11 protein-coding genes, 1 pseudogene and 1 other annotated feature (1 of these 13 cut by a window edge) are annotated in these 13,071 nt (G+C 46.8%); of the genes and pseudogenes, 7 read left to right on the top strand and 5 right to left on the bottom strand.

Annotated features, from left to right (window positions below; translation table 11 throughout):
• Positions 1-63, top strand: a binding site (T-box leader); it begins 173 nt to the left of the window's first position.
• Positions 64-132: 69 nt separating this feature from the next.
• The 4 genes from pheS to ACGCCZ_RS08120 all read left to right on the top strand — a co-directional run bounded on the left by pheS (position 133) and on the right by ACGCCZ_RS08120 (position 4,468).
• Complete coding sequence (gene pheS / locus ACGCCZ_RS08135; protein ID WP_054322991.1) at positions 133-1,155, top strand: phenylalanine--tRNA ligase subunit alpha; 1,023 nt, start codon at positions 133-135, stop codon at positions 1,153-1,155.
• 37 nt (positions 1,156-1,192) lie between these two features.
• The gene (pheT, locus tag ACGCCZ_RS08130; protein WP_411655842.1) at positions 1,193-3,577 is read left to right on the top strand and encodes a phenylalanine--tRNA ligase subunit beta; all 2,385 of its coding nucleotides are present in this window, start codon (positions 1,193-1,195) and stop codon (positions 3,575-3,577) included.
• Between the two features lie 296 nt (positions 3,578-3,873).
• Positions 3,874-4,122 (top strand): IreB family regulatory phosphoprotein, encoded by a 249-nt coding sequence (locus ACGCCZ_RS08125; RefSeq protein ID WP_054322992.1) that lies wholly within the window; start codon positions 3,874-3,876, stop codon positions 4,120-4,122.
• 49 nt (positions 4,123-4,171) lie between these two features.
• A complete protein-coding gene (locus ACGCCZ_RS08120; protein ID WP_175055197.1) occupies positions 4,172-4,468 on the top strand; it encodes a hypothetical protein in 297 nt (98 codons plus the stop codon).
• A 70-nt stretch (positions 4,469-4,538) separates the two neighbouring features.
• On the opposite strand, the gene ACGCCZ_RS08115 is transcribed toward ACGCCZ_RS08120, so the two are convergent.
• Positions 4,539-5,942 (bottom strand): MATE family efflux transporter, encoded by a 1,404-nt coding sequence (locus ACGCCZ_RS08115; RefSeq protein ID WP_054322994.1) that lies wholly within the window; start codon positions 5,940-5,942, stop codon positions 4,539-4,541.
• Positions 5,943-6,033: 91 nt separating this feature from the next.
• On the opposite strand from ACGCCZ_RS08115, the gene ACGCCZ_RS08110 reads away from it, so the two are divergent.
• Complete coding sequence (locus ACGCCZ_RS08110; protein ID WP_411655756.1) at positions 6,034-6,864, top strand: MerR family transcriptional regulator; 831 nt, start codon at positions 6,034-6,036, stop codon at positions 6,862-6,864.
• Positions 6,865-7,002: 138 nt separating this feature from the next.
• Here the strand turns inward: ACGCCZ_RS08110 and ACGCCZ_RS08105 are convergent, their stop codons facing one another.
• The 4 genes and pseudogenes from ACGCCZ_RS08105 to ACGCCZ_RS08090 form a co-directional block, all read right to left on the bottom strand.
• Positions 7,003-8,016 (bottom strand): hypothetical protein, encoded by a 1,014-nt coding sequence (locus tag ACGCCZ_RS08105; protein ID WP_054322996.1) that lies wholly within the window; start codon positions 8,014-8,016, stop codon positions 7,003-7,005.
• 79 nt (positions 8,017-8,095) lie between these two features.
• Positions 8,096-9,517, bottom strand: coding sequence for an NAD(P)/FAD-dependent oxidoreductase (locus ACGCCZ_RS08100; protein WP_085532433.1), 1,422 nt, complete (start codon positions 9,515-9,517; stop codon positions 8,096-8,098).
• A 197-nt stretch (positions 9,518-9,714) separates the two neighbouring features.
• Complete coding sequence (locus ACGCCZ_RS08095) at positions 9,715-11,103, bottom strand: MATE family efflux transporter (protein ID WP_054322997.1); 1,389 nt, start codon at positions 11,101-11,103, stop codon at positions 9,715-9,717.
• Positions 11,104-11,115: 12 nt separating this feature from the next.
• Positions 11,116-11,560: pseudogene (locus tag ACGCCZ_RS08090) on the bottom strand (YaiI/YqxD family protein).
• A 113-nt stretch (positions 11,561-11,673) separates the two neighbouring features.
• Here ACGCCZ_RS08090 and ACGCCZ_RS08085 point away from each other — a divergent pair.
• Together ACGCCZ_RS08085 and ACGCCZ_RS08080 are read left to right on the top strand one after the other, a co-directional pair.
• A complete protein-coding gene (locus ACGCCZ_RS08085) occupies positions 11,674-12,786 on the top strand; it encodes a threonine aldolase family protein (RefSeq protein ID WP_411655755.1) in 1,113 nt (370 codons plus the stop codon).
• 128 nt (positions 12,787-12,914) lie between these two features.
• A complete protein-coding gene (locus tag ACGCCZ_RS08080) occupies positions 12,915-13,067 on the top strand; it encodes a hypothetical protein (RefSeq protein WP_411655754.1) in 153 nt (50 codons plus the stop codon).
• Positions 13,068-13,071 lie beyond the last annotated feature (4 nt).

Raw genomic sequence — 13,071 nt, 5'->3', positions numbered from 1 at the left:
ACCGCACGAAAACGGTGTGAATCAGGGTGGTACCGCGGAGCGTTTTACGCCTTCGTCCCTTTATTGAAGAGGGACGAAGGCTTTTTGTTTATCGTCCCAATACTTTATCGTTTTGAAAGGAATGATTACGCAATGAAGCAGAAGCTGGAGGAAATCCGCGCAAATGCCGCGCAGGAACTGGCGGAAGCAAGCGATGCTCAAGCACTGGAGAGCCTGCGCGTCAAGTACCTTGGAAAAAAAGGCGAGGTAACTGCTATCCTCAAACAGATGGGCAAACTCTCTCCTGAAGAACGTCCCGTCATCGGTGAATTGGCCAACAAAGTCCGTGCCTTTATCGAAGACGATTTGACCAAACGCGCAGCGGAATTAAAGGCGCAAGCGACTCAGAAGCGTCTGGAAGAGGAGCGTATCGATGTCACTCTGCCGGGCAAACACCGCACATTGGGCGTCAAACATCCGCTCTCCATTGTCCTGGATGAGATTAAGGAAATCTTCGTGGGTATGGGATTTGACATTGTAGAGGGCCCCGAAGTCGAATACGATTACTATAATTTTGAAGCGTTGAATATTCCAAAGGACCATCCGGCGCGTGACACGCAGGATACCTTCTATATCAATGAAAACATCGTCCTGCGCACCCAGACTTCCCCGGTACAGGTGCGTGTTATGGAAAAACAAAAGCCGCCGATCCGCATCATCTCTCCCGGACGTGTGTATCGCTCGGATGCGGTGGATGCAACCCACTCCCCTCTTTTCCATCAGATCGAGGGCCTCGTAGTGGACAAAGGGATTACCTTTGCAGATCTGAAGGGAACTCTTGAGACCTTTGTAAAACGTCTGTACGGAGAAGACTCGGTTGTCCGTTTCCGTCCACACCACTTCCCATTCACGGAACCGAGTGCCGAAGTGGACGTGCAGTGCTTCAACTGCCATGGAGAGGGGTGCCGTCTCTGCAAAGGAGAAGGTTGGATTGAAATTCTCGGCTGCGGCATGGTGCATCCAAAGGTGCTCTCCAATTGCGATATCGATCCGGAGATTTATAGCGGTTTCGCCCTTGGAATGGGTTTGGAACGCGTCGTGATGCGGCGTTATAACATCGACGACCTGCGCCTGTTCTATGAGAACGACGTACGGTTCCTCAAGCAGTTCGGTTGATGACTAGATGATGATATAGAAAGCGTGGTAAATGACGATGAATCTTTCGATGAGATGGCTGAAAGAATTTGTAACGCTCGATGAAATGCCCATGCGTGCATTCACAGAAGCAATCACAATGAGCGGTTCTAAGGTAGAAGGCTGGGAAAAAGAAGGCAGCGAAATTGAGAATGTCGTGGTTGGTCAGGTTCTCAAACTGGAAAAGCATCCGGACTCCGATCACCTTTGGATCTGTCAGATCGACGTGGGTACAGGAGAACCGCTGCAAATTGTCACCGGTGCACAGAATTTACAGGAACAGGATTTTGTCCCGGTGGCACTGCACAACTCTCTCCTGCCGGGCGGGAAAAAAATCAAAAAGGGCAAGCTGCGCGGCGTAGAAAGCAACGGTATGCTCTGCTCTCTGGGTGAGCTAGGGTTGACACAGCACGATTTTCCGAATGCCATTGAGGACGGTATCTTTGTATTGGGCGACGACTGTGACCATACCCTCGGGATGCCGGTTTGCCAGGCAATCGGTTTCGACGACACAAAGGTCGAATTTGAAATCACTTCCAACCGCCCGGACTGTTTCTCTGTGATCGGTCTGGCGCGCGAAGCAGCCGCAACCTTTGGCAAAGAGTTGCAGCTGCACACACCGGTGGTCAAAGGTGGCCATGGTGACTGCACTCCGCTTTTGGATGTCAAAGTGGAAGAACCGAACCTGTGTTATATCTACTCCGCTAAAGTGGTCAAAAATGTGCGGGTAAAACCTTCTCCCCGCTGGATGCGTGAGCGTCTGCGGGCAATGGGTGTTCGCCCCATCAACAACATTGTCGATATCACGAATTACGTGATGCTGGAATATGGTCAGCCAATGCACGCGTTTGACCTGCGCTATGTGGATGAAGCGACCATCCGTGTACGCCGTGCAAAGGCAGGTGAGACGATCACGACCCTGGATGGCGTTGACCGTACCCTTACCGAAAAGCAACTTGTCATTGCAGATGCACACAAGCCAATTGCCATTGCAGGCGTTATGGGAGGCGAATACAGTGGCATCATGGATGACACCACGACGATCGTTTTTGAGTCGGCTTGCTTCAACGGCGCTTCTGTCCGCACCACAGCGCGCGACCAGGGCATGCGTACCGATGCATCTGCACGTTATGAAAAGGGATTGGACCCCAACAACTGCCTGCCGGCACTTGAGCGTGCCTGCGAACTCGTCGAGCTTCTTGATGCCGGCGATGTGATGGATGGGGTCATCGTAGATGACCACTCCTCCAGCGAGCGCCATAGAATTCATCTGGACGTGGATTGGATCAATCGTTTCCTGGACACCGATCTTTCTGAAGACGCAATGAAGGCGATTTTAACCAAACTTGACTGCCAGTTTGACGGCAAAGATATTCTGATTCCCACCTTCCGGCCCGATCTTGCGCATAAGGCGGATATTGCAGAAGAAATTGTACGCTTCTATGGCTATAATAAGGTCCCCGGCACCTCCTTGGACGGTGGTGCACAGGGAAAATACACGCCGCGTCAAAAGTTCCTTTCCACGATCAGCAATACCATGTTTGCACTGGGCGCCAGCGAGATCATGACGTATTCCTTCATCAGTCCCAAATATTACGACAAAATTCGTATGCCCGCAGATGATCCACTGCGCAAGTCCATTGTCATTTCTAATCCGCTTGGCGAGGATACCAGCATCATGCGCACAGTCGCATTGCCGTCCATGTTGGAAGTCCTCTCGCGCAACTACAACAATCGCAATGAGGCTGCATGCCTCTTTGAATTGGCCAGCGAATATATCCCCACCACCGAGGATTCGCTTCCGGAGGAGAAATCCACCCTGGTGGTAGGCATGTATGGCAGCGATGCCGATTTCTTCACCATCAAGGGCATGGCTGAACAGCTCTTGGAAAAGCTCTGTGTTACGGATTACGATATTGTTGCCTCCAGTGAGGAATATAGCTACCATCCCGGCCGTTGCGCCGTGCTCTCCATCGATGGGCAACGCCTGGGTGTGATCGGCGAAATTCACCCAGAAGTGGCAGAAAGCTATGATATCGACGGGCGGATCTACTGTTTTACATTGGATGTGGACCTCATGTTTGCCCATGCAAAAACAGACAAGACCTATACCCCCTTGCCGAAGTTCCCAGCCGTTACGCGCGACCTGGCCCTTCTGTGTGAAGACTCTATCCCGGTTCTGGAGTTGGAACGGGCTATTGTCCGCGGCGCTGGAAATCTTTTGGAAAAGATTAAGCTGTTTGACGTTTACAAAGGCGCACAGATTGAGGCGGGCAAAAAAAGCGTGGCTTTCAATATTGTTCTGCGTTCCAGCGACAGCACTTTAACGGACGAACAGACCAACAATGTCATGAAAAAAGTCATGGCAGAGCTGGAAAAGGCTGGCGCAGTCTTACGTTCTTAATTCTTAGCGATAAAAAGAGTCAAAGGGCCCATGTGTAAAATACACATGGGCCCTTTCCCTACTTTTTCGTTAAAATTGTCCGGTTTACGCTTCTGCGTTTTTTCCTATGCGGCAATCCTTCCACATGCCAACCTGATCGTGTATATAGGATTCAGCAATTGTTCATAAATTAATTCTTGAAATCATGGGCTATATGCGGTATTATATATTATAAATATCATTGTGTTTTCGGTGCACGTTGCATAAATTCCCTGTTTTATGCAAGGATGAAAGTATGAACCATTGGAGGTGTTTCCATGTTTGACGATAAGACGATGACCTTTTCTCTTGGCCAGAATCGCGAGGATGATATCAAGCAAATTCTTACGATCGTATATGACGCCCTTAAAGAAAAGGGATATAATCCGATCAGCCAGTTAGTCGGCTATATCTTATCAGAAGATCCCACGTACATTACCACACACAACAATGCACGCAGTTTGATTCGAAGAATTGACCGCGATGAACTGCTTCAGGTATTGCTGAAATCCTATCTGGGCGAGTAAATCACCGTACGAATGATATTAATACGAATCGAAGAGGATGGTTGCAGCTATGAGTGAAAAGAAGGATCAGCCGAAATTCCCGACTTATAAGGGAAAACCGCTTGTTCGGTGTGGCGATGTGATTTATTACGGCAGCATGAAGGATAAATACGTCGTGAAACTCGAAATTAAGAGCAAGAAAAAAGTACAAGATATGGACGTTGCGGACCGTGTGACGGTACAGTTGATGTATACCGACCCTAATATCCGCGCACGTAAGCAAATTGTCAAGACCAGTGAGAAAGAAGGCTTGTACCTCGCAATGGATATTGCGGATGCCTGGCTTACCAGAGCGTTGGCAGAATAAAGATAAAAAAGCCGGATGGACCAGAATGCTTCTGGATTCCATCCGGTTTTTCTTTATATTTAATCAAAAACTAGGAATCGTACGATTGATCCAGCTTTCCAGTCGGATACTCTTTCTCCTGCTCTTCCCTCTTGAAGCGTTCCGCCCCACTTCCGTAGCCGTACCGAAAGCGGTATTTCCAGGTCAGGAACAGAGAGAAAAGAATCGCGCCGAGTTCGGCTGCCGGAATGGTCAACCAAACGCCGTCCAGATCCCATATCCATGGCAATAAAACAATGCCAAGTACCACAAAGACCAGTGTGCGCAGAAGGGACAGAAAGCCGGAAATCACACCGTTGGAAAATGCAGTAAACATCCCCGAGGCAAAGATATTGACCCCCACTAGCAAGAAACTCACTGCAAAGAGATAAAATCCATGCAGAGCGATCTCGTAGACCTCTGTACCCTGTGGTGAAAAAATTCCCATCAAAAACGGTGCAAAGATATAGGACAACACTAGAATGATCACCGAGGAAACGACAATAAAGACGTAGCAATATCGAATGATCCGGTGCTCCTGTTTCCAGTTCTGCGCCCCATAGTGGAAGCTGATGATGGGTGCCACCCCCGAAGTAAAGCCCAGAAAAATGGAAACCATCAGGAACTGCGCATAGAGGACGATGGTAATGGCGGCAACACCATTTTCTCCAAGGTAATGCAGCATGGCCATATTAAACAGGAAAGTGGTAATCCCCATAGATAAATTGGTAACCATCTCGGAAGCACCATTGACGCAACAGTGCGCCAACATCTTCCCTGCAAATACTGGCTTTTGAAAATGCAGTGTATTCTTTCCAAATAAAAAGTAAAAAATCCCAATAACCGCTGGCAACAACTGTCCCAGGCCTGTAGCGATGGCAGCCCCGGCCACCCCCATATTCATGGGTACAATAAAAACATAATCTAAAACAATATTGATGATTCCGCCGAGCACGCTGTTTAACAATCCCAACTGCGGCTTGCCCGCTGTCACCATAAAATAATCAAACAGGCACTTTATAATGTTGGCTGGTGCAAACAGCAGGCAGATATACGAGTAAACGTAACAATCGTCGTACAACACCTCTGTCGCTCCAAGTGCACGGACAATTGGGCCTGTAAAGAAAAGGCCAACAAGCAAAAATAGAACGCCCACAAAAGTGGAAGCCAGAACAATCAATGTAAAATGTTTCCGTGCATGTTCCTCCTTGCCCTCTCCCATCTCCTTTGCTACAATTGCGCTACCACCTGTCGCAAACATAATTCCAATTCCCGCAATGATGTTGATTAACGGCATGGAAATATTAATCGACGACAATGCATTTGAACCCACAAACCGCGCAACAAAAATGCCATCCACAATGGTATAAAAGGAAAGGACCAGCATCATTACGATAGTGGGCAATGCAAATCGAAGCAAGGAGAAAAAGCGAAACTCCCTTGCCAATGAATTCATTTGAAAAACATCTCCTTTCTTATTGATTTGCAACCCGATACTCTTTATGATAAAGTATATAGTAACTATATAGTCAAGAGGATTTTTTAAAATGATGGAAAAAAATACAGAATGGGTCTTTTCGACCGGAGAATTTGCAAGGCTTTGTGGGGTAAGTAAACAGACACTCCTCTATTACGATCGCGTTGGAATTTTCAAACCAGAACGAATCTTAGAAAACGGATATCGCGTCTATACCTATCCACAGTTGGAGACATTCCATGTGATTGCCACTCTACGTGAGATGGGAACCCCGATTCAAGAAATAAAATCCTACTTAGATGGGCGTAGCCCGCATACGTTCATTCGTCTATTTGAACGCCAAAAAGAAGAGTTGGAAGAAACGCTTCAAAATCTGGAACAGATACGTCAGATGATGAAAAATAAGATCGCCATTACACGTCATGCGCTAGAGGTCGATTTCCAAAAGATTTCTCTGGAACAACAAGCGGAAGGACAGTTGGTTCTAAGCCAACCGATGAAGAGTTGGGAAGAACAGGAATATCTGCCCATTCTGACCGAATATTTGAATCTGTGCAACAACGAAAAACTGTTTCGAGGCCACTCAAATGGTACAATGGTAAAATGGGAAGCATTTTTAGATTGTAATTATACAGACTGTACCTATTTTTTTTACACACAGGTTCCCCACGAGCTTTCCCATCTTTCAACGCATCGCCGTACCGCTGGAACCTATGTTGTTGCTTACCATAAAGGGGACTACGATACGATTACAGAGGCATATGAGCGCTTAACCTTGTTTATTCGACAGAATGGACTTTTGATTCAGCCGTATTCCTACGAGGACAACTTATTGGATGAAATCACCAGTCCAGATTGCCGCGATTTTCTTACAAAGATCTCTATTCCCATTGCCGATTAGATCGTCAGAACCCCCGGCAAATGAACTGTCCTTTTCGTTCGGTACAGTTCATTTGCCGGGGGTTCTCGTTTCGCTAAAGCAGATTAAAAAAGCGATACGCCCTGGCAATAGGGCGTATCGCTTTTTATGTTCGAAATATTATTTTTGAAATAAAGCTGAGCGAATCTCCTCGATGGTCTTTTTACAGACAGCCTCATCCAAGCGTGAAAGATGGGTCTGCTGTGCACGATCGTAAGATTCCTTTGCCAAGCGTAATTTTTCTGTTGCCATTCCCACCTGTTCTTTATAGTCATGCCGGAACTGAGTCAATTTGCCGGCATTCTGTTCATCCGTCCCCGGCTCTACAGCCACCTCATAGACATCAATAATCTCATCTGTCGGTAGAGAAGGAAAATATTCATGCGGTGAGGTGCTGTCAAAAATACAGAAGTCCAATTCCCGAACAACTAACATATCCAGGCTCTGTGGATCAAACGCACAATGATATACTTCTACTTCAAAACCTGCACACACGGCTTTTTTTACCAATCTTTTCAACAAGGTAGATTTGCCTGTCCCCGGCCGCCCCTTGATAAAATATCGCTTCCCTAGACATTGTGTGAGATTGGCAATATAGTCAAAGGAACCATTGATCGTAGCCGCACCAAAATAGCGGTCTACAGCATGCCCCTTCTTTTCTGTATGACGGTCACCGATCAGACGATCCTCTGTCTTCTTCGCGAGTTCATCAGCTGCTTGAAAGTCCATTTTTTCGATGTAAACCTTTTCCCACGCATCGTGTATGCGTAATGCTGCAGCAAAATACCCATGAGCCTCCCCCAGTGCCTCTCGCATCTGACGAATATTATAGTCCTCCAGCAGATTCAGCCCATTGTTTTCTGCATAGAATGGAATATGAATTACACCGGCAGAAAGGTCTGGCAAAATCACACCTTCCAAGGTATTGTCCAAACAGTTGTGAATGAGCTCTGTCCGTTGCTTCTGCTCTGCCGCATAATTGCAAATATCCTCCAAGAGCTCCTGCAGCGGCTTTTGCGGGTAACCATGCAGGGGAACCACCCGATCCAATCCTCCAAAATTTGATTCATAAAAACTGACATATCCACGCGAACTATTGCTATTTACAAAGTAATGAATTGCCTGCCTTTGCATAAAGATTCCCCTTTCCCACCATATATTGTATTTTTTCCACTTTCTATTGTATGGTCCGAAAAAAGGAAATATCCATCTTTTAAACCTTTCCTTTGGATGCTATATCGCGCGCCACCACAACACCGCTCACGGAGGCTTGCATTAACCCGCGAGTAATTCCAGCACCGTCGCCAATAGCATATAGATTTTTAACCTCCGTCTCAAAATGGGTGTTTACCGCAATCTTAGAAGAATAGAATTTGACCTCTACGCCATACAGCAGCGTATTTTTTGAGTATAGTCCCGGAGCCAGCTTGTCAAATGCTTGTAGCGCCTCTACAATGCTGGTAAGATGCCGGTGCGGTAAAACAAAGGAAAGATCTCCAGGCACCGCGTTCTTTAAAGTTGGAACCGTAGTTGATTTTTTTAGGCGCGAGGCATCGGTTCTGCGCCCTTTGAGCAGATCTCCCAACCGCTGTACCATAATTCCCCCACCGGTCAGCATATTTCCAAGTTGAGCAATATAACGGCCATACTCAATCGGCTGGTGAAACGGTTCTGTAAATTCAGTAGAAACCAACATCGCAAAATTGGTATTTTCGGTGCGTTTATCTTCATCCGCATATGAATGGCCATTCACCACAGCGATTCCACCATCCTCCCCGTCATAGTGTTCCTCGCTGACAATCCCTCCAGGGTTCATGCAGAAGGTTCTCACCTTGTTTTCAAAGGTGTCCGAGTAGTAGACAAGTTTCGCTTCGTATAGATGCTTTGTAAGACGGTCCATGACTGCATTTGGTACTTCGACCCGCACACCGATGTCCACTGCATTATTCTTAGTAGAAAGGCCATTCTGCTGTGCAATTCCATGTAACCACTCTGCTCCCCCGCGCCCCGGGGCGGCAATCACATAGGGCGCACGAATTAACTTGCGCTCTCCATCGGGCATATTCAACCAGGCTCCCTGAACCGTTTCTCCTTCTACCAACAGGGTATCCGCTGTCGTATGTTCCCAGAATGTGAAATTTGGACAAGCAGAAAGATATTGATACATGGCACGCAGCACTTCAAAGGAATATTCTGTTCCCATATGCCGAACAGGGCAGGGAATCAACTGGATATTTTCCTTATGCGCTTCATAAGCAAGCTCTTCTGCAAACTTGTCGCTTTTTCCATAGATTTTTTTCGGTGCTCCAAAATGCAGATACATTTCATCCGCATAATGAATCAGGTTGCGCACCGTCTCCACCGGAAGATAGTCTGTTAGGTTTCCCCCCACTTCTTCTGACAGAGAGAGCTTTCCATCCGAAAATGCTCCAGCTCCCGCCCAACCATTCATAATGCTACAGGTCTTACAGTGTGCACACTGTCCACTGGTGCGCGCCGGACAGGCCCGGCGGTCAATACTACTCCCAGAATCGACAACCAGAACCCTTTTTTCCGGCATCAGGCGGTTCATCTCTAACGCAGTAAAAATACCTGCAGGGCCGGCGCCAATAATCAATAAATCATAATCAAACATTTTTTATCAACCTCACTCTTGTTCAGACGATGTGTGGGCAAAACAATGTATTATAGGCTCGTTTTCATCATTCTGTCAAGTGTTTCGACTATTATTCCTATAAAATCTCCAAAAAGTGAAAAGATTTTTTCTTTTATAACAGATGTTCTTATACAAAAACTCCACCGGCCCTGTGGCAAGTGGAGTTCTCAAATCGATCAAATTGATTCAATTGCAGTAGATTTTGTCTGGTTCTTGGCCAACAACCTTCGAAAGCGAATAAAAAAGATCAGTCCTGTCGTAGTAGCTGCCAAAAAATCCGCAATTGGCTCAGCAAGAAATACGCCTAATACTTTGTCTGCAAAAAAGTGAGGAAGGAACAGAATGAGGGGAATTAATAAGAATACCTTGCGCAACAATGCCAAGAAAAGCGATGTCTTTGCCTGCCCAATCGCTACAAAAGTTTGCTGGCAAGAGCACTGCACCCCAAGGACCAAACACATTGACATATAAATACGCAGTGCCCAAGCGGTAAAAGATGCCAAATCCACCTCAGGGGTAAACAGGCGGACAAATGCATTTGGAAAAAGCATGAGCGCCAACCAGAACAACATAGAAAAAGCAATGGAAGATAGGAACAATAGATGAAATGCCTTCTTTACACGGTCGTTCTGTTTAGCTCCAAAATTAAAACTGACAATCGGCTGTGCGCCCTGCGCCAGACCCGTCAACGGCATAAACGCTACCTGCATAACACTGCTACATATGGTCATCGCACCAACCGCTGTATCGCCGCCATAACGCTGTAACGAGGAATTTAAAACGATATTAACTGCACTTTCTGTTGCCTGCATAATAAATGGAGAAAGCCCTAGCGCCAAAACCGGAAGGACAATCTTATGGTTAAGACGAAAATTTTTGGGGCGAAGCTTTAGAATCGTACGTTTTCCAAATAGAAACCATAAAACCCAAATCGAAGAAATAGCCTGTGACAGAACCGTCGCAACAGCGGCCCCTTGTACTCCCATTTGAAACACAAAAATAAAAACCGGGTCCAATACAATGTTCAGACCAGCGCCGATTATAACCGTAAACATACTGGTCTTTGCAAATCCTTGGGTTGTAATAAAACTGTTCAGCCCCAAAGCCAACTGAACAAAGATCGTCCCACTGACATAAATGGTCATGTATTGCATGGCGTATGGCAAGGAGTCCGCACTAGCGCCGAATAGCAAGAGCAACGGCCTCTGAAAAAGCAGGAAAAACGCTGTCAATACAACCGAAATTCCTAGCAGCAGGGCAAAGCAGTTTCCCATAATACGTTCTGCCCCTGCATAATCGCCTTCTCCCATTTTGATCGATGCGCGTGGGCCTCCGCCCATACCAATCAATGAACTAAACGCGGCAATCAACAAGATAATAGGAAATGTGATTCCCACCCCTGTCAAAGCTGTTGCGCCGATGTCTGGAATATGTCCTATATAAATTCGATCTACAATATTATAAAGTGCGTTGATGATTTGCGCTGTAATGGCGGGAACAGCAAGCTGAAATAACAACTTGCCGACGCGCTCCTCTCCCAATCGGTTTGTTTGCGACTGTGCCAAAAAGCATCCCCCTTATTCATTTCCCATTTCTTGTAATAGGCGCACAAACGCTCTCTCAAAATCCACATCGTCCTGGCGTGTACGTTTTTTGGCTCCAGTCGTTCTTCCCCCTGCCCGCCGGACCTTCTGCCCCAGATGACGTTCGAACAAAAGTTGATCCATATTACTGTCGTTATAAATCATCCCGTTTTGGTTTATCGCTCTTGCACGCTTTCCCAGTGCCAACGCTGCCACACCAAAGTCTTGCGTCACTACCAGGTCTCCTGCCTCCGAAAAGATTTGCCAACCGAAGGTCTGCACTGTCATGTCCCTTATCCACAGTGATGACGGTACTGTACCCATCGTTCAGAATATGGCTGGTATCCAAAAGCATTACAACGGGCAATCGACAGGTTTTGGCATGCTTTACAATGATCTCCTTCACCGGACAAGCGTCCGCATCCACCAAAATTTTCATAGGCGTTTTCTTTGATCCACTCCTGTTCCCATTCTTGTCACCTATTCATTATATACCAATTGGGAGAGGATGGAAAGCTGTTTCGGGCAATCTCTTCTCTTGTCCTAAGAAATATGTTATACTATCTTTTATACGACAATGGTCGCAATGAATTTGACAAAAAGGCGGGAATCCGATTGAAGTACAGTTTTCAAAATGATTACAGCGAAGGCGCACATCCAAAGCTTTTAAAGGCCCTAAATCTGGCCGGAAGCAAACAGAATACAGCCTATGGAAACGATGGACACTGTAAACGCGCAGCCGACTTGCTACGCAAAGAAATTGGCCGTAAAGATGTGGACATCCACTTTCTGGAAGGCGGCACACAGGTCAATTTGACCGCCTTAACCGCCTTCCTGCGTCCTCACGAAGCCGCCATTGCGGCGGAAACCGGCCATATTGCAGGACATGAAAGCGGTTCTATTGAGGCCACCGGACACAAGGTATGCATCACGCCGGGCGTAAACGGTAAACTGACGCCGGAGGGAATTCTGCGTGTATTGGCTGCCCATCCGGACGAGCACATGGTAAAACCCAAATTGGCTTATCTCTCCAACTCATCTGAATGCGGAACGGTCTACTCAAAAGAGGAATTGAACGCACTTCATCGGTGCTGCCGAGAAAATCGTCTTTACCTCTACATGGATGGCGCCCGTCTGGGAAGCGCCTTGTGTGCAAGTGATCTCACCATGCAGGACATCGGCGCATTAACCGATGCCTTTTATGTGGGTGGCACGAAAAACGGCGCTCTGTTGGGTGAAGCATTGGTCATCTGCAATGAAACCCTCAAACCGGATTTTCGTTATATCTTGAAACAGCGTGGCGGTATGTTGGCAAAGGGTTTTGTCCTTGGGGCACAGTTTGAAGCATTCTTTGAAGACGGTCTCTACTACGCACTCGCCGAACATGCCAACCATATGGCAGATCTGTTGCGTGAAGCGTTTCGCGCTTTAGGGTTTCGATTCTTTCTGATTCTCCGACCAATCAGGTATTTCCCATTCTTTCTGATGCCTTATTGGAGCAGCTTTATTAAGGATTATGCCTTTGAAGCCTGGGGACGTGTTGATGCCGGTCACCAAGCAGTCCGTTTCGTAACTTCGTGGGCCACTCCAGAGGAGATTGTTCGGGAATTTATTCAAGATCTGCACAACTATACAGCCAGTGAGAATCCAACAAAATTGTTATGAAAGTTAACAAACTGTTTCTTTCTTTTCGGATGGATTCGCGGTAAAATGATTGCGTCAAAAAGCATATCAATCCTTTTGGGAAAGGGTTTCTACGAACACTTTCCCTCTTGTTTAAGGAGGCATATTTTATGAAAAAAACCGTTGGATTGCTGTTGGCTGTGATCTTGGCGATTTCTGTCTGCGCTTGTACAAATGGCAGCGAAGAATCATCTTCAACTCTGCCTTCAAGCGAGGCTCCATCGTCCTCTGAGGCCAGTGTTCCGCAAACACTCGGGCTTTGATGGA

Source organism: Anaeromassilibacillus sp. SJQ-1 (assembly GCF_046693725.1).
Lineage (GTDB): Bacteria > Bacillota > Clostridia > Oscillospirales > Acutalibacteraceae > Anaeromassilibacillus.
Note: the sequence above shows the minus strand (reverse complement) of the source record. Positions and strands in the feature narration are given on the sequence as shown.